17 protein-coding genes are annotated in these 17137 nt (G+C 34.2%); 4 read left to right on the forward strand and 13 right to left on the reverse strand.

The window, feature by feature from the left end; genetic code table 11:
• Positions 1-211: 211 nt before the first annotated feature.
• The 8 genes from CLV33_RS13705 to nusB form a co-directional block, all read right to left on the reverse strand.
• The gene (locus CLV33_RS13705) at positions 212-1411 is read right to left on the reverse strand and encodes a glutamate-5-semialdehyde dehydrogenase (protein ID WP_105474395.1); all 1200 of its coding nucleotides are present in this window, start codon (positions 1409-1411) and stop codon (positions 212-214) included.
• Positions 1412-1421: 10 nt separating this feature from the next.
• Entirely contained in the window at positions 1422-2192 is a 771-nt protein-coding gene (gene proB, locus CLV33_RS13710; RefSeq protein WP_105474396.1) for a glutamate 5-kinase, read from the reverse strand.
• 1 nt (position 2193) lies between these two features.
• Positions 2194-3000, reverse strand: coding sequence for a pyrroline-5-carboxylate reductase (gene proC, locus CLV33_RS13715; protein ID WP_042242647.1), 807 nt, complete (start codon positions 2998-3000; stop codon positions 2194-2196).
• Between the two features lie 27 nt (positions 3001-3027).
• Positions 3028-3219, reverse strand: coding sequence for a hypothetical protein (locus tag CLV33_RS13720; RefSeq protein WP_042242644.1), 192 nt, complete (start codon positions 3217-3219; stop codon positions 3028-3030).
• A gap of 34 nt (positions 3220-3253) precedes the next feature.
• Positions 3254-3694, reverse strand: coding sequence for a GNAT family N-acetyltransferase (locus CLV33_RS13725; protein WP_042242641.1), 441 nt, complete (start codon positions 3692-3694; stop codon positions 3254-3256).
• A gap of 383 nt (positions 3695-4077) precedes the next feature.
• Complete coding sequence (gene yajC / locus CLV33_RS13730; RefSeq protein WP_042242638.1) at positions 4078-4377, reverse strand: preprotein translocase subunit YajC; 300 nt, start codon at positions 4375-4377, stop codon at positions 4078-4080.
• Positions 4378-4387: 10 nt separating this feature from the next.
• Positions 4388-4861, reverse strand: a complete 474-nt coding sequence (locus tag CLV33_RS13735; protein WP_042242636.1) for a DUF1573 domain-containing protein — start codon at positions 4859-4861, stop codon at positions 4388-4390.
• Positions 4862-4947: 86 nt separating this feature from the next.
• Complete coding sequence (gene nusB / locus CLV33_RS13740) at positions 4948-5895, reverse strand: transcription antitermination factor NusB (RefSeq protein ID WP_244906437.1); 948 nt, start codon at positions 5893-5895, stop codon at positions 4948-4950.
• Between the two features lie 217 nt (positions 5896-6112).
• Between nusB and CLV33_RS13745 the strand changes: the two genes are divergently transcribed.
• The 3 genes from CLV33_RS13745 to CLV33_RS13755 all read left to right on the forward strand — a co-directional run bounded on the left by CLV33_RS13745 (position 6113) and on the right by CLV33_RS13755 (position 10997).
• Complete coding sequence (locus CLV33_RS13745) at positions 6113-7873, forward strand: ABC transporter ATP-binding protein (protein ID WP_105474397.1); 1761 nt, start codon at positions 6113-6115, stop codon at positions 7871-7873.
• 145 nt (positions 7874-8018) lie between these two features.
• Positions 8019-8405, forward strand: coding sequence for a PUR family DNA/RNA-binding protein (locus CLV33_RS13750; protein WP_042242631.1), 387 nt, complete (start codon positions 8019-8021; stop codon positions 8403-8405).
• 78 nt (positions 8406-8483) lie between these two features.
• Positions 8484-10997 carry a M14 family metallopeptidase gene (locus tag CLV33_RS13755; RefSeq protein ID WP_105474398.1) on the forward strand — a complete coding sequence of 838 codons (2514 nt, stop codon included), beginning with the start codon at positions 8484-8486 and terminating at the stop codon, positions 10995-10997.
• Between the two features lie 4 nt (positions 10998-11001).
• On the opposite strand, the gene CLV33_RS13760 is transcribed toward CLV33_RS13755, so the two are convergent.
• Positions 11002-11337 (reverse strand): tRNA-binding protein, encoded by a 336-nt coding sequence (locus CLV33_RS13760; protein ID WP_105474399.1) that lies wholly within the window; start codon positions 11335-11337, stop codon positions 11002-11004.
• Positions 11338-11383: 46 nt separating this feature from the next.
• Between CLV33_RS13760 and CLV33_RS13765 the strand changes: the two genes are divergently transcribed.
• Positions 11384-11941: a thioredoxin family protein gene (locus CLV33_RS13765; protein WP_105474400.1), complete on the forward strand. Its 558-nt coding sequence runs from the start codon at positions 11384-11386 to the stop codon at positions 11939-11941.
• Between the two features lie 64 nt (positions 11942-12005).
• Here CLV33_RS13765 and CLV33_RS13770 read toward each other — a convergent pair whose 3' ends face one another.
• The 4 genes from CLV33_RS13770 to CLV33_RS17710 all read right to left on the reverse strand — a co-directional run bounded on the left by CLV33_RS13770 (position 12006) and on the right by CLV33_RS17710 (position 16956).
• Entirely contained in the window at positions 12006-12488 is a 483-nt protein-coding gene (locus CLV33_RS13770) for a GNAT family N-acetyltransferase (protein WP_105474401.1), read from the reverse strand.
• 109 nt (positions 12489-12597) lie between these two features.
• On the reverse strand, positions 12598-13020 hold the full coding sequence (locus tag CLV33_RS13775) for a hypothetical protein (protein ID WP_105474402.1): 423 nt from the start codon (positions 13018-13020) through the stop codon (positions 12598-12600).
• A 196-nt stretch (positions 13021-13216) separates the two neighbouring features.
• On the reverse strand, positions 13217-14149 hold the full coding sequence (locus CLV33_RS13780) for a peptidylprolyl isomerase (RefSeq protein ID WP_105474403.1): 933 nt from the start codon (positions 14147-14149) through the stop codon (positions 13217-13219).
• 425 nt (positions 14150-14574) lie between these two features.
• Entirely contained in the window at positions 14575-16956 is a 2382-nt protein-coding gene (locus tag CLV33_RS17710) for a DUF4397 domain-containing protein (RefSeq protein ID WP_244906438.1), read from the reverse strand.
• Positions 16957-17137 lie beyond the last annotated feature (181 nt).

Here is a 17137-nt window from a genome sequence, read left to right on the forward strand (position 1 = left end):
GTTGAAATAGGGCTAATTGCAATGGCCCACAACCTTAAAAAGTATAGTTTGGCAATATAAAATCACTTTTGCTTTTTTATATTGAGCGTTTTGTAACAAAAATTCAACGTCAAAAAAAACAAACTGAAAAATAACCAAAAAGAAAATCGCCTAAAAATTACTTTTTAGACGACCTCTTTACATGATAATATATAAATTGTTAAGTCCTTTTTTAAACTCTTACATGGCCATCGCCGTATACATAATACTTATTTGTTACCAATTCTTTAAGTCCCAGAGGGCCTCTATGGTGTAATTTATCCGTACTAATGGCTAATTCTGCACCTACACCTATTTGTCCGCCATCGGTAAATCGTGTGGAAGCATTTTGGTATACCACAGCACAATCTACTTGTTCCATAAATGTTTTGGCTTTGGTATCATCATTGGTCATTATGGTTGCCGAATGTCCTCCAGAATATTCATTTATGGCAATAATAGCTTCGGTAATTGAAGCTACAGTACCAATACAGCATTTCATTTCTAAAAACTCTTGGTACCATACGGCATTATCTTCTACTAAAGGTGCCTCACTTAAAACTTTTTTAGTGTTTTCGTCAACCAAAACCTTTACTTTGTTTTGCTTTAAAATATCATTTAAAATTTGCAGTTTACCTTTATAATCTGAAATATTTTCGTTGATAAGAATTTTATCCAATGCGTTACAAGCCGATATTTTATCGGTTTTAGCATTTAGTATAACTTCTATAGTTTTTTTCCAATCTGCTTCTGTATCAACATACAAAAAGTTATTGCCTCTTCCACTTACCAAAACCGCGCAGTTTGCATGTTCTTTCACAAACTTAATTAACTGTTCTCCTCCTCTTGGTACTATTAAATCTAGAGATTCGGTTGGGTTTTTTAAAAATTCTTGTGTTTCTTGCCTATTCATTTGTAGCAGCTGAATATAATCTGTACTTAAATTATGTGCTTCTAGTGCTTTATGCCATAGTGCTACAATGGCTTTATTGCTATGCAGTGCTTCTTTCCCACCTTTAAGCAAAATTTTATTGTTGGCCTTAAAGGCTAAAACGGTGGCCTCTACTGTTACATCTGGTCTAGATTCGTAAATAATCATAATTGTGCCAAAAGGCGCCGTTTTATTTACCACTTTTAAACCTGAATTTAGCGTGTTAGAGCTTATAATTTGGTTTACGGGATCTTCCTGCTGTAATACTTCTTCAACAGCAGTTACCATTCCTTTAATTTTCTTTTCGTTTATAATTAAACGATCGTACATAGCTTGGTCCTCACTATTAAAAGCATCTACATCTTTTTTGTTAGCTTCTAGCAATGCATGTTGGTTGTTCTGCAAAAGCTTTATCATACTCTGCAAAACATTGTTTTTTATAGTTGTACTTAATAATTCCATTTTATTTTTTTTAGAGTGATACTTTAGTACCTACGTCCTTGCCATCTATAATATCTATTATAGTGTTGTCTCGTTTACCATTGGCAATGTAAGTAGGCACATTATTAGCGGCGGCTTGTTGTGCATAGTCTAGTTTAGAGCCCATGCCACCTCTACCTTCACCTTCACTTTTGTCATTTTCTTTAATGTATTTATCTACGTTATCCTCGGGATCTACATTGGTAATTAAATTACTATCCTTTTCTTCTGGATGCCCTGTGTATAGCCCATCTATATCGGTTAAAATAATAAGCTTATCGGCATTTATTAATTGGGCAATTAAGCTCGCCAATTCGTCGTTATCAGAGAACATAGACATAGTAACGGATACCGCATCATCTTCATTGGCAATGGGTATTACACCTTCGGCCAACAGCCCTTCACAACAATTAATCATATTTTCTCTGTGTACGCCTGGACTAAAATCTCGTTTTGTTGGTAATACTTGGGCACATTTCATACCATATTCATGAAAAATATTGTAGTAAAGTCGCATCATTCTTGGTTGCCCTATGGCAGAGTATACTTGTCGTCTTTGAGTATCATTTTCAATTTTAGAATCTCCAAGCACTTCCCTACCAGCTATTACGGAACCAGAAGACACTAAAAGCGTCATAATATCTCTTTCGTAAAGTTCTGCGATTTGTCTTACTAAACGCCTTAAAACTGGTCTTACTATTCGGTTGTCTTTGTTGGTCATTACATTTGTACCAACTTTAATCACTATTATTTCTTTATACATTTTAGTATTCTTTACCTAATTCAACGGCACGGTTAAAAGCCGCAAAGGCTGCTTCTTTAATTAATTCGTTTATATTATTATCATCCATAGAATCTAGAGCTGCACGTGTTGTGCCTCCTTTAGAGGCTACACGTTCCATCCAAGAATTAGGTGATAAATTTGATTGGTTAAACAATTCTACGGCACCTGTAAAGGTTTGGCTCACCAAAACTGTTGAATCGTTCTTTGAAAAGCCCATTTGAAGTGCTGCCTCCATCATACTTTGCATAAAGTAAAATACATATGCTGGCCCACTTCCTGAAATACCCGTAGAGGCATCGATTAATTCCTCATTTGAAACTTTTATAGATTTTCCAGTGGTATCTAATAAACTTTCTACCGTTAAAAGTTCTATGCGCGATACCTCGGGAGATGCTACATAAGATGTTAACCCTTTACCTATTTGTGCTGGTAAATTTGGCATTGCCCTAACAATTTTTTGCAAGCCTGTTATTTCCTTAATTTTTGGTATGGTTACACCTGCCATGATGGAAATAATAATTTGCTGAGGCTTTACCAATGCTTGAATAGATTTAAATACATCTTCGGCATGGTAAGGTTTTACTGCTACAAAAATAATATCGGCTTTAGGTACGCAATCTTCTAACGCATCAAAGGCATCAAAATGTGCTATTTTATGTAAGGCCTGAAGTTTTTCTTCAGACTTGTCTAAAACCATTATGTTCTTTTTCTTTAAGAGTTTAGATTTAGACATTCCTTCTGCGTAGGTAAGACCCATATTACCTGCACCAATAACTAATACTTTCATGTTTTATATTTAGTGTGTTTATATTATTTAGATGAACAACATACAATCGTTACAGTCTTTAACTTCACCATAATAGGTTTCTCTATATTTATGCAACGTTTTTATGGGAAGCCCAAATAAATACTTTTTTATGTAGGTAACTTTTGTATTTAAAACTCCCATTTTTACTGTATGTCGCTGTTCGTGTTTTGTTATTCTTTTTATGTGTAATATTTTCATTTGTATTATTGTTTTAACGAATGAGTAATTAGAATTAAATTCTTTCTAACCTCATTTCTATATTTTTTGATTTGAATCCTAATTTTCTAAACAATGCTATTGCAGGATTACTTTTATTTATGTGTAGTGTTATATCGCCGCTACAATATTCTATGGTGTAATTCATTAGTTTTTTTGCTATGCCATGACCTCTAAAATCTTTTTTTACAGCTATGTATACCAATATATTTTCGGAGATATATTCATTCATTCCCGTTTTATTTATAACCGAAACGCCAAGGATTTCATTTTTTTGCTCCATTACAAAAACGCACCCACCAAGTCCTGGGATTTCCTTTGCGGCATACAACAATGCTTTTTTAATGGCACTCTTGCTGTCCTTGTACTCGCCAGAATGCTCATATAAAAAATTAGTTATACGGTTTATATCTATAATTGATAGCCTTGTAAAAGCATCAAAAGTTTTAATAGTCATTAACGTGCGTTATTTTTTGCAATACCTTAAATGGTATAGCTTTGGTAATTCTTGATGAATTAGTTAGGGGTGATAGAAAATACTTTTAATAAAGTATTTAATTAAAGATGAGTAAAAGGCCGTGGATAAAACAACCTTAAATTAATTATAAAGCTGGGGGAATAAACTTATTAGGTTGATTTCTAAAAACTAGAAAGTTGAAACTAAATATCCTGTCGTTTTTCTTGTCATGCATTCCTTTTCCCATTTTGCAAAAATACAAAAACAGATGGCTGCTGGCAAATATCTAGTGTTAAGATAATTATAACCTTTGTAGAATGAATGTATTGTAAACAAAAAAACTCTCCATTTAGGAGAGTCTTTATATTAAAATATTAATAGTATTATTTTTTTGTTGCTACAGGGGCGTTAAGCTTTGTGCTCATTTCCATAGATATTGCAGAACGGTCAAACTTTAGCTTACCCGCCAAAGTTTCAATAATACAAGAATTATCTTTATCGTTTAGCTCTGCAATTTTTCCATGTAAGCCGCTTTTAGTTACAACCCTATCTCCTTTTTTTAACTCTGCTGCAAATTTCTTTTCTTTTTTAGCACGTTTCATTTGTGGTGCAATCATAAAGAAATAGATGACTACAAACATTAATACAAATGGCAATAAACTGCCGAATCCTCCTTCTCCCATGTTTTATAATTTAGCTTTGCGCTGGTTTAGCTGTATTTGGATCTGGCTTTACAAATGCTGTAATTTTTACGTTTTCAGATCCTTTTTCGGTATTTGCTGTAACTGTGATAGTTTTAGAAACTTTATTAGAACCACTACCGTTAAATTTTACGGTAAACTGGCCTTCGCCACCTGGGGCTAAAGGCTCTCTGCTCCAATCTTTTGGTACAGTACACCCACAGGTACTTTTAATATTGGTTATTACCAAAGGGGCTTCTCCTGTGTTTTTATATTTAAATACAGTTTCTACTTGAGTTTTAGCTTCAATTTCGCCAAAATCGTGTTCCGTTTTATCAAACGTTAACACTGGGAATTTAGATGCAACTGCATCTCTCTCTGCCGCTTTAGCTACATTGGCTTCACTAATTTTTTTGGTAGCATCTTCTTTACAACTTGTAAAGGCAACTAAGCATAATGCACTTAGCGCTAATATTATTTTTTTCATAATTTGTTGTTTTTATGATTTGGTGCGTAAAAATAGCAATTATTTAACTGTTTAAAAACTTTTTAGAGCTTCTTAACAGGGTTTATTTACATTAAACCTCTACCTACCTTATTTAGTTTATCTTCTTTTTTGTATTCTTTTACCAATTTATCTAAAATACCATTAATAAAAATGCTGCTTTTTGGGGTAGAGTATTCTTTAGCAATTTCTAAATACTCATTAATAGTAACCTTTACAGGAATGGATGGAAAATGCTGTAATTCGCAAATACCCATTTGCAGTAAAACATAGTCTAAATTTGCTATTCTATCGGCATCCCAATTTTTTGTTTTTTTGGCGATTTCAGCATTAATAGTAGTGGCATTTAAAATTGTTTTTTTCAACAAGTCTATTGCAAATTGTTTATCATCAGCATCCTTGTACAATTTTGGTGTAAAGTGGGCATCGGTAGTATTTACCTTTAATTTTCTAAATAACTTTAATATCAATGTATTTACTGTTGGCAAGTCATCTAACCAAGTTAAGCTCTTGTCTTCAATATAATCGTAAAGCTTGTTGTTTGGAGCTATAATTTCCTTAAATATATCGATAAAAAAATCTTTATCTTCCTTAAAATCAGAGGTCCGTGTTTGCATGTAATCTTCATACAAATCACTATTAATTATAGCTTTAAAAATAATATCTACATACTCACTATCTAACTCCCAGTTTATCGCCTTATTATTTTTAATGCTACTTAGTAGTGTTTCATTCTGTTGTATTAGCTGAAACACTTGATTGTTTATAAACTTTTTATTGGGGTTTTTATCCTCCGATGTAGCTAAATGCTTTTTTTGTTTTTTTTCTAAATCTTTTTCTGCTCTTTTTTGAACTTCGAGCAGTAAGGACATTATAAGAATGTAGAGGTTATGCATATTCTCTATGCTAAACACTAAAAATTTTTCATCTTTCTTTAAATCATCACTTTCGCTTCCATTAAAAGCATAAATGGTTTGCATTACTTTTACGCGAATATGTCTTCTGTTTAGCATCATTACAAAGAACTTAAGTTAAAACGGGTTTTTATGTTTTTTACTTTTTTGTGCTGGCAAAAATAGTACTATTTTAATAAAGTTTATTCTAAACATATCATGAATTTTAGTTTTATTAAATTAATTTCTTTTAGCTATTATTTAACAGTTAGCTACAGGTTAAATATCTCAATTACGTTTTTATTGATGTATATTTGCTACTCATTTTTTCTTAATTTAAGTGAAAGAACTCAAGCACCTCAATAAATACTTTTTAAAATATAAATCTCATTTATTAATTGGGATTGTAATTACAATTGTAGCTAGAATTTTTTTATTGTTTACGCCACGATACATAAGGCGCATTTTTGAAATTATTGAAAACAAAGCAGGACTTGAAGAAACTGAAATTAGGGCAGAATTACTCGAAGCCATTCTATACATTATTGGTGCAGCAGTTATAGCTGGAATTTTCACCTTTTTAATGCGCCAAACTATTATTAATGTATCGCGCTACATAGAGTACGACTTAAAAAACGAGGTGTACGCCCAGTACCAAAAACTATCCTTAAATTTTTACAAAAAAAACAGAACGGGCGATTTAATGAACCGTATAAGTGAAGATGTAGGGCGTGTACGCATGTATGCTGGTCCTGCTATAATGTACAGTATCAACACAGTTACGCTTTTTGTAATTGCATTAATTTATATGTTTAACCAAGCGCCTACCCTAACGCTATATACCGTTATACCTTTGCCTATTTTATCGGTAATCATTTATAAACTAAGTAAAGAAATTCATAAGCGCAGTACCATTGTACAAGAATATTTATCAAAACTCTCTACGTTTACCCAGGAATCCTTCAGTGGTATTTCGGTAATAAAAGCTTATAATATAGAACCAAAAACATCAGCAGATTTTGATGCATTATCTACAACCAGCAAAGAAAAACAATTACATTTAGTAAGTGTACAAGCCTTATTTTTTCCTATGATGATATTGCTTATAGGTACCAGTAACCTGTTAGTAATTTACATTGGCGGTATGCAATACATTAATGGAAAAATAGAAAGTTTAGGTACCATTGCAGAGTTTATAATTTATGTTAATATGCTCACATGGCCTGTAGCCACTGTAGGCTGGGTAACCTCTATTGTACAACAAGCCGAAGCATCCCAAAAACGTATTAATGAATTTTTGAAGATTGAACCTGAGATTAAAAACAACGTTGAAGGCCACACAGAAATTACGGGAGACATTACATTTAAAAATGTATCGTTTACCTATGACGACACCAACATACAAGCATTAAAAAATGTTTCTTTTGAAATAAAAGCAGGGGAAACTTTAGCTATTTTAGGCAAAACAGGTTCTGGAAAATCCACAATCTTAGATTTAGTTGGTAGACTTTATGATGTTGATTCTGGTGAAATATTACTGAATAATATTAAAATAAATGAGCATAATTTATCCGATTTAAGAAGTAATATTGGTTATGTACCACAAGATGCCTTTTTGTTTTCAGATTCCATAAAAAATAATATTAAATTTGGAAAAGAAGACGCTACTGACGATGAGGTAATTGCTGCTGCCAAAAATGCACAAGTACATAAAAACATAACAAAATTCAACAAAGGCTACAATACTGTTTTAGGAGAACGTGGTATTACCTTATCTGGAGGACAAAAACAGCGCGTTTCTATAGCTAGAGCCATAATTAAGTCACCTAAAATATTGTTGTTCGACGATTGTTTATCTGCCGTAGATACCGAAACAGAAGAAAAAATATTAAAAAATCTTTTTAAAATAACTAAAGGGAAAACCACCATTATTGTTAGCCACCGTGTATCTTCAGCTAAAAACGCAGATAAAATAATAGTATTGGAAGATGGAAAAATTGTCCAAAAAGGAAGCCATGAAACACTTATAGATGTAAATGGCTACTACAAAGAACTTTATTTAAAGCAACTTAGCGAAACTGGCGAGAGTAAAATTAATTAAATCCTTTTTTTGCATTATGGCTGTTTCAATTTTATGCTACAAAAATGGGATTTTACAAAAGAAACTTTAAAAAATGTTGGTAAGTTTAGGTTTTTTTTAGATTTTTGATGTTAACAAGGAGTTATTAAATTAATTTGAAAGTATAATGAATAACAACGGCATGATGGAGAAAGAGGAAATTTTTTCTAAAGTACTAAGAGCTGGAAGACGCACCTATTTTTTTGATGTTAGAGCTACAAAAGCTGATGATTATTACTTAACAATTACCGAAAGTAAGAAGTTTACAAACGACGATGGATCGTACCACTACAAAAAACATAAAATCTATATCTATAAAGAAGATTTTACTGAATTTAAAGAAATTCTAGCTGAAATGACTGATTTCATCATTAGAGAAAAAGGCGATGAGGTTATTAGTGAAAGACACCAAAAAGATTTCAAAAAAGATTACGAAAAACCAGCTGTTGAAAGCACCATAGACACGCCAAAGTCTACAGAGAGTTTTACCGATATAGATTTTGATGATATCTAAGCTTTAACAAAGATTTATAAAAACCTAACCGCTATTTTTAATAGCGGTTTTTTTATCTTTAAACTCAAAATTTTTTTTATGAAAAAGCTTCTACTCCTATGTTTCTTATTGTTTGCATTCGCTTTAACATCTCAAAACAATACTGAACTTTCATATTATCTACCACAAAACGTAACCTACAATACCAATATTCCAACTCCCGAAAGCGTTATTGGGCACCCAGTAGGCAAATGGCATGTTACACACGATAAATTAGTGCAGTACATGTACGCGCTAGCAGAAGCTTCAGATAGAATAGCAATAGAAAACCGAGGAAAAACCTTTGAAGATAGGCCTCTACTTTTATTAACAATAACTTCTCCTGAAAATATTAAGAATATAGAAACTATTCGTAACAACCATATTGAAGCCACAAATACTGATACCGCTATAAATACCAAAAATAGGCCAATAGTTGTATACCAAGGCTATTCCATTCATGGTAACGAGCCAAGTGGTTCCAATGCGGCATTATTAGTAGCCTACTATTTAGCCGCCGCTCAAGGAAACGCAATAGAAAACATGCTACAAAACACCGTTATTCTTTTAGATCCTGCTTTTAATCCAGATGGCTTACAGCGCTTTGCCTATTGGGCAAACACTAACAAAAACATAAATTTAAACCCAGACCCTAACGATAGGGAGTATAGTGAGGTTTGGCCCGGTGGCAGAACAAACCATTACTGGTTTGATATGAATAGGGATTGGCTACCTGTGCAATTACCAGAATCTCGTGCCCGCATAAAAACATTCCATAAATGGTTACCAAATATTCTAACAGACCATCATGAAATGGGGACAAATTCTACGTTCTTTTTTCAACCGGGAATTCCTTCAAGAACACACCCTTTAACCCCTAAGCTAAACCAAGAATTAACAGCAAAAATTGGAAATTACCACGCTAAAGCTTTAGATAAAATTGGGTCTTTATATTTTACCGAAGAAAGCTACGACGACTTTTATTACGGTAAAGGCTCTACATTTCCTGATATTAATGGAAGCATTGGGATTTTATTTGAACAAGCCAGCTCTAGAGGTCATATACAAGAAAGCGATAATGGTATTTTAACCTTTCCATTCACCATTCGCAACCAATTTACAACAAGCCTATCTACTTTAAAAGCTGCAAATAACCTTCGTGAGGAAATTTTAAAATATCAGCACAACTTCTACAAAAACGCAAGGAAGGAAAGTGCTAAACAACATACCAAGGCCATAGTTTTTGGAGATGAAAAAGATGCTGCCAAAACTTTTCATTTAGCAGAAATTTTAAATAGGCATAAAATTATAATTCACGACATAAAGGACGATTTTAGTATTGATGGCAAAAACTTTAAAAAAGGCTACAGTTATATTGTTCCTAAACACCAAAAAAACAGCAGGCTAATTAATGCCATGTTCGAAAAACGAACAACATTTCAAGATAGTTTATTTTATGATATTTCTGCGTGGTCTTTCCCTCTAGCTTTTAATTTAGATTATGCTGAAAATGTAGCAACTTCAAACCTAGGTGAGCAGGTAAACGATTTAAAATTAAGAGAAGGTGGTGTTTCTGCAAAAAGCGATTATGCCTATTTAGTGGAATGGCACGAATACTATTCTCCAAAACTTTTAAATACTATTCTAAATAAAGACCTAAGGGCTAAAGTAGCCCTAAAACAGTTTAGTTTAAATGGTGTAAATTACGATTATGGCACTATTATGGTGCCCGTACAAAATCAAAAACTAAATGCCGAGGATTTGTATACTTTTCTTCATAAAGCCGCAAAGGCAAGCCATGTAACCATTAACGGGGTAAATACAGGTTTAACCCAAGGGATAGATTTAGGAAGTAGAAATTTTAGCCGTTTAGAAAAACCAAACATAGCACTACTTGTTGGCGATGGAATTTCATCTTACGATGCTGGCGAAATTTGGCACTTACTAGATACTCGTTATAACATTACAGCAACAAAACTAGACACCAAGAATATATCAAGGGTAGATTTAAGCAGATATAACACTATTATTATACCTAATTTAAGGAGTTTAGGAGATACTGAAACAAAAAGGCTTAAGGAATGGACTAAAAACGGCGGCACAATTATTGGCTATAGAAACACAGTTAAATGGCTAGAAAAACAAGAATTTATTAAAGCTAAATTTAATAAAACTGATGTTCCTGCCAAAAATATATCTTTTGAAGATGCTAGTAATTTTAGAGGGGCACAACGTATTGGAGGTGCTATTTTCGAAGCTAAATTAGATAGGTCGCACCCTATAAACTTTGGCTATAAAAATAACATGCTCGCCATGTTTAGAAACACTACAATTTTTATGAAACCAGATTCTTTAAGCTACAATAACCCTATAAAATATACCAAAACACCTCTATTAAGTGGCTATATTTCTAAACCCAATTTAGAGGCTTTGGCAGAAACTGTTCCTGTAAAAATTAAAAATCTGGGAAAAGGAAAGGTAGTAGCCTTTACTGATAACACTAATTTTAGAGCATTTTGGTACGGTACCAATAAATTATTAATGAATGCCATATTCTTTAGGGATGAATTATAAAATATTAAGTTACCGTACTGCCGTTTCTTACCTTTGTTTCTGGCTTTAACAATATAACATCTTTAGCATTAACGGCGCCTAAAACCAAGCAATCACTCATAAATTTGGCTATTTGCTTTTTTGGAAAGTTTATAACAGCAATAATCTGCTTGTTAATTAACTCTTTTTTTGAATATAGCGTTGTAATTTGAGCCGAAGACTTTTTCACACCTAAATCACCAAAATCTATCGTTAATTGGTATGCAGGTTTTTTGGCTTCGGGAAAATCGTTTACTGCTATAATTGTCCCCACTCTTAAATCTACTTTAGCAAAGTCATTAAAAGATATTGTCTCACTCATTTTTTAAAAATACAAATTATTACGAACTTTGAACAAACTCTAAATTATGGCAAGAACTCCATCAAACATGCTTCCGTTAGGAACAAAAGCACCAGATTTTTCGTTGTTGGACACTGTTTCTGGCAACACATTACATTTAAATGATTTAAAGGGTGAAAAGGGTACTGTGGTGCTTTTTATTTGCAACCATTGCCCTTTTGTTATTCATATAAATTCTGAATTAGTGGCTATTGCAAATACTTACGCCGGAAAAGGAATTAGTTTTATAGCTATTTCTAGTAACGATGTGGAAAACTATCCACAAGATAGCCCTGAAAAAATGAAAATTCACGCCAAAACAGAAGGGTATCCATTTCCGTATTTATACGATGAAACACAAGAAGTTGCTAAGGCTTACGATGCGGCTTGTACCCCAGATTTATATCTTTTTGATAGTGATTTAAAATTAGTATATCGCGGACAGTTAGATGATTCTAGACCAGAAAATGGCGTTCCGCTATCAGGCAAAGATTTAAGACATGCATTGGATTGTGTAATAGAAGGCAAGGAAAATACCAAACCCCAAAAACCAAGTATTGGTTGTAATATTAAGTGGAAAAGTTAAAATAAAAACCTAGTTTAAAACTAAAAAGCACCTGCAAGACTAATTCTTTAGAATGATATTTAAGCTATAATTTAAGTTGCCAAATCCCCACATCGTGCCACTCATCAAATTTTAAGCCTGCATCTTCAATATGGGCTACTTTTTTAAATCCAAATTTTTCATGCAGTTTTACACTAGCTTTATTTGGCATAGTTAAAACTCCTAAAACAGAATGTGCTTTGGTTGCTCTTAACTTGTCGATAAGGGCTTTGTAAAGCTTTGTACCTATTTGCTTTCCGTGTGCATTATGTTTTACATAAACTGTAGATTCTACTGTAAAATTATATGCAGGTTTTGGCCTAAACATACTGGCATAGGCAAAGCCTAAAATATGGCCTTCGTCCTCATAAACTAAAAAAGGGTAATGGGAATTAATATGATTTATCTTTTCGCTAAATGTAGTTAAAGACAAGGGTTCTATATCGAACGTAACTACACTGTTTAAAACGTAGTAGTTATAAATATCAAGTAACGCTTGTGTATCGTTAGTGTGCAATTGCCTTATCATTTACAGCAAAAATTTATGTTATATAGAATTTTTAAAAACACGTAATACTACTTCTTAAATTAATTGTTTTAAATTTAGAAGCAAGCCCTAAAATAATCATTAATTGTAATTAAGCAATTTCTAGATTACCCTTTTTGGCCCAATTAACAGCTTCAAACAAAGAATTAAAACTTTGGATTTTACTGTTGAAAAATAAGTTCTCAACCAATAAATTTAGTTTACTGCTAGGACTGCTAGAAACAATATAGTACGCTTTTAGGTAATAGTTATTTTTGAAGAATTTCAACCAATCTACAGCCATAACCGCATAAGAGTTTATACGATTAGAGATGTACACAAGATCGCTACCATCTGTCCCTAAATAACAGGAAATATCCTCAACAATAAGTTTTCCATGGTTTTTCCAATTTAAGTTAATGCCACTTTCTATTTCAGAAATAACAAAACCATTAAAAATAAAAACATCCCCAAAAGAATAATTTAATTCCTTGAGGACTTCAGGATATAATTCAGTTTGTTTTACGCTTATCACCGCGCAAAACTACAGAGACCTAATATAATGCTTAAAAAACTCGACCAATTCTTTAATTATACGACATCTTACGGTACACGATAAAAAAAAGCACCTTAAACAGATGCTTTTTTAAAAATTTATAATTTGTTGTGTATTATTAGAATTCTTTATGGTAAAGCAATAAACAACCTTTTAAATAAAAATTATGCTCAACTTATTTCACATCCATTAACTCAACATCAAAAATTAAATTAGCATCTGGTGGTATTACGCCACCTGCACCACGGCTTCCGTAGGCTAAATTGCTTGGTATTACCAAACGTGCTTTATCGCCAACATTTAATAAACCAATACCTTCGTCCCAACCAGGAATAACTTGCCCAACCCCAAGTGGAAAATCTATAGGCTGGTTGCGTTTGTATGACGAATCGAAAACTGTGCCATCAATTAGTTGTCCTTTGTAATGCACTGAAACTGTTTTACCCTTTTCTGCTTTTACACCATTACCTTTTTGTATAATTTGGTAACGCAAACCACTATCGGTTTTTTCAAAACCAGCAGCAACTTTTTCTAGTTCTGCTTCTTGTTTTGCACGTTCTTCAGCTAATCTTTTTTCTCTAGAACCTTCAAAAGTTCTAAAGGCCTCTACTGCATTAAACCCTTCTGCATCTTCCCCTACTCTTATAATTTCTACACTTTCTATAACATCGCCCTGCGCTACTGCATCAACAACATCCTGTCCTTCGGCTACTTTTCCAAAAATAGTGTGCTTTCCATCTAACCAAGCGGTTTCGGTATGGGTAATAAAAAACTGGCTTCCGTTTGTACCAGGACCTGCATTTGCCATAGACAATACACCTGGGCCATCGTGCTTTAATTCTGGATGAAATTCATCATCAAACTGGTATCCTGGGTTTCCCGCACCCGACCCTTGAGGGCATCCGCCTTGAATCATAAAATCTGGAATAACCCTATGGAATTTTAGTCCGTCGTAATACGGTGTCCCTTGAGGTTTTGCAGAGTTTTCTAAATTCCCTTCTGCTAAAGCTACAAAGTTACCTACCGTTCCTGGTGTTTTCTTATATTCTAAAGCTACTAATATTTCACCTTTTGATGTGTTGAATTTTGCGTATAATCCGTCTTGCATTGTTCTGATTTTTAATGAGGTGCAAATATATAAAGGATTTACGATTTTAGAGGAACGATTTTAGATTTTTGAATTATAAAATGATAATAAAATCATATAAAAACTTCAAAAGAACATTTGATTTTAAGAGCTAGCAAGCATCTAGACTATATAACATTAGAAAACCAGGATATTATTCTTATTGAATTAAAATTAATACACTACCATCGATTAGTAAAAATATACTTTGTATGAAAGTTTATTGTTTAAAAAATAAGATACTTTTAATATGCTTATTTGAGTTGTTATAAAAATCTACTCGAAAAAAACATATAGAAAATTAAGACAGAATCACAAAAAAACACCGGAGAATCATGATTCTCCAGTGTTTTATCTTCTTTTTCAATTAAGAATTGAAATAATGATTTAAAAATGAATTTAAATACTTATTCAACCATTATTTTTGTAGTTGCTTCTCCATTTTTATTAGAAATATTCAACATATAAATCCCGCTATTCAAACTGTTAACATCCACTTGGTTGTTAATGCCATTCAATGTTTCCTCAATAACTAATCGACCAGAAAGGTCATATAATTTCACCTCTGTTTTCAAAGAAGCCCTAAGATTAATGTTTAATATAGTATTTACTGGATTTGGGTATATATTTACACCTATCCTTTTCACATCTTCAATACTTAAAGCTGATGTTGGCAACTCTACCAAAGCACCTCCCGCTGGTAATGCTACCCATAAACCAAATGCTGGCCCGTTGCCGTTTGCAGAAGGATCTAAAAACCCCGAAGCTACTACTGTAATGGCTGCATCCGTTAAACCTAAAGTAGCTAATGGCGCAGTGTATTCTTCCACTACGGTTGAACCGTCTGCTGTAGATATATTAATTGTATAATCTGCTGTTGGAAGTTCTAAATAGCCCGCAAAATCTCCATAGGACGCATCATCGACCAAAACCGATGGCCCAGTGACTTCGTTAACATCTACAGTTGGCGCATCCGTTGAACCGTGGTGAACCAAAACATCGGTATTGCCCGAAACGGCTGCTGCCTCACGCCCCATTGCATAGACCTCAAGGTTGAACGCTGGTGCTGGTGTGTAAGTAGTACTCGATAGGCCTGTAATGCCATCTGCTACCAAAATATACGTTTCGTTAGCAGTTAATGTGTACGAAAAATTCGCTATTGATTGCGCTACGCTTGTACTGGTACTTGGTGCAATATCTATCTCTATCTCTGACCCTGCTGGAGCATCCACAAATGGAGAGGCTGTTCTAAACATAAAATCGTCTAACAATAACGCTCCGTTTAAATAAACGTCTACCATTGTCGCAGCATCGTCTGGTGAGTTGTGAATCACCTGAACACGTGCCGTACTCTTTGGTAACTCTACCAATGCACCTCCTGCTGCTGTTGCTGCCCATAAACCAAAAGCTGGCCCGTTGCCATTTGCAGAAGGATCTAAAAATCCTGAAGCTACTACTGTAATGGCTGCATCAGTTAAACCTAGGGTTGCTAACGGTGCTTCGTAGGAAGCCACAACTGTACTGCCCGTTTCATCTTGTACTTCTAATCGGTAATCCGCAGTCGCCAGTTCTAGATAGCCCGCAAAATCTCCGTACGATGCATTATCAACTACAGTACCCGCTGGTACTGAGCTTTCAAATACATCTACAGTTGGTGCATCCGTTGAACCGTGGTGAACCAAAACATCGGTATTGCCCGAAACGGCTGCCGCTTCACGCCCCATTGCATAGACCTCAAGGTTGAACGCTGGTGCTGGTGTGTAAGTGGTACTCGATAGGCCTGTAATGCCATCTGCTACAACAACGTAAGTTTCATTCGCCGTTAAGGTAAGCGGAAAGTTCGCTATTGATTGCGCTACGCTTGTGCTAGTGCTTGGCGCAATATCTATCTCTATCTCTGACCCTGCTGGAGCATCCACAAATGGAGAGGCTGTTCTAAACATAAAATCGTCCAACAATAACGCTCCGTTTAAATAAACGTCTACCATTGTCGCAGCATCGTCTGGTGAGTTGTGAATCACCTGAACACGTGCCGTACTCTTTGGTAACTCTACCAAAGCACCTCCCGCTGGTAATGCTACCCATAAACCAAATGCTGGCCCGTTGCCATTTGCAGAAGGATCTAAAAATCCTGAAGCTACTACTGTAATGGCTGCATCAGTTAAACCTAGGGTTGCTAACGGTGCTTCGTAGGAAGCCACAACTGTACTGCCCGTTTCATCTTGTACTTCTAATCGGTAATCCGCAGTCGCCAGTTCTAGATAGCCCGCAAAATCTCCGTACGATGCATTATCAACTACAGTACCCGCTGGTACTGAGCTTTCAAATACATCTACAGTTGGTGCATCCGTTGAACCGTGGTGAACCAAAACATCGGTATTGCCCGAAACGGCTGCCGCTTCACGCCCCATTGCATAGACCTCAAGGTTGAACGCTGGTGCTGGTGTGTAAGTGGTACTCGATAGGCCTGTAATGCCATCTGCTACCAAAATATACGTTTCGTTAGCAGTTAATGTGTACGAAAAATTCGCTATTGATTGCGCTACGCTTGTGCTAGTGCTTGGTGCAATATCAACCTGTATTGGAATACCAGCTGGAACATTAACAAATGGTGAAGCTGTTCTAAATTCAACATCGTTTAATGTTAAAATACCGTTTAGATATACATCTACGGTTTGTACAAAGTCATCCGGTGAGTTATGTATCACCTGAACACGTGCATTCTGAGCAAATGAATATGCAGATAGCAATAATACAAATAGAATTAGGTAGGGTTTTTTTTGTTTCATAATCTTATATTTTGTTTAATTGTTTATCAAATTACGTAAACAAAAATTCAGAAAACAAGATTGTTTATGTTTTTTAACAAAAAATTAAACAAAATTACCATGTGTTGATACCATCTAAAAATTTGTGACGCAACATTAATCTTTTTTTGAGATGTTAAAAAACTTAATCTGAAATATACCC

The sequence above is a fragment of the Jejuia pallidilutea genome (assembly GCF_002973595.1).
In the GTDB taxonomy this organism is placed as follows: Bacteria; Bacteroidota; Bacteroidia; order Flavobacteriales; family Flavobacteriaceae; genus Jejuia; species Jejuia pallidilutea.

Bases quoted from the DNA above. Each gene is read 5' to 3' on its own strand.
- CLV33_RS13705 (WP_105474395.1), bottom strand. From the start codon at position 1,411: ATGGAATTATTAAGTACAACTATAAAAAACAATGTTTTGCAGAGTATG.
- proB (WP_105474396.1), bottom strand. From the start codon at position 2,192: ATGTATAAAGAAATAATAGTGATTAAAGTTGGTACAAATGTAATGACC.
- proC (WP_042242647.1), bottom strand. From the start codon at position 3,000: ATGAAAGTATTAGTTATTGGTGCAGGTAATATGGGTCTTACCTACGCA.
- CLV33_RS13720 (WP_042242644.1), bottom strand. From the start codon at position 3,219: ATGAAAATATTACACATAAAAAGAATAACAAAACACGAACAGCGACAT.
- CLV33_RS13725 (WP_042242641.1), bottom strand. From the start codon at position 3,694: ATGACTATTAAAACTTTTGATGCTTTTACAAGGCTATCAATTATAGAT.
- yajC (WP_042242638.1), bottom strand. From the start codon at position 4,377: ATGGGAGAAGGAGGATTCGGCAGTTTATTGCCATTTGTATTAATGTTT.
- CLV33_RS13735 (WP_042242636.1), bottom strand. From the start codon at position 4,861: ATGAAAAAAATAATATTAGCGCTAAGTGCATTATGCTTAGTTGCCTTT.
- nusB (WP_244906437.1), bottom strand. From the start codon at position 5,895: ATGATGCTAAACAGAAGACATATTCGCGTAAAAGTAATGCAAACCATT.
- CLV33_RS13750 (WP_042242631.1), top strand. From the start codon at position 8,019: ATGAATAACAACGGCATGATGGAGAAAGAGGAAATTTTTTCTAAAGTA.
- CLV33_RS13755 (WP_105474398.1), top strand. From the start codon at position 8,484: ATGAAAAAGCTTCTACTCCTATGTTTCTTATTGTTTGCATTCGCTTTA.
- CLV33_RS13760 (WP_105474399.1), bottom strand. From the start codon at position 11,337: ATGAGTGAGACAATATCTTTTAATGACTTTGCTAAAGTAGATTTAAGA.
- CLV33_RS13765 (WP_105474400.1), top strand. From the start codon at position 11,384: ATGGCAAGAACTCCATCAAACATGCTTCCGTTAGGAACAAAAGCACCA.
- CLV33_RS13770 (WP_105474401.1), bottom strand. From the start codon at position 12,488: ATGATAAGGCAATTGCACACTAACGATACACAAGCGTTACTTGATATT.
- CLV33_RS13780 (WP_105474403.1), bottom strand. From the start codon at position 14,149: ATGCAAGACGGATTATACGCAAAATTCAACACATCAAAAGGTGAAATA.
- CLV33_RS17710 (WP_244906438.1), bottom strand. From the start codon at position 16,956: ATGAAACAAAAAAAACCCTACCTAATTCTATTTGTATTATTGCTATCT.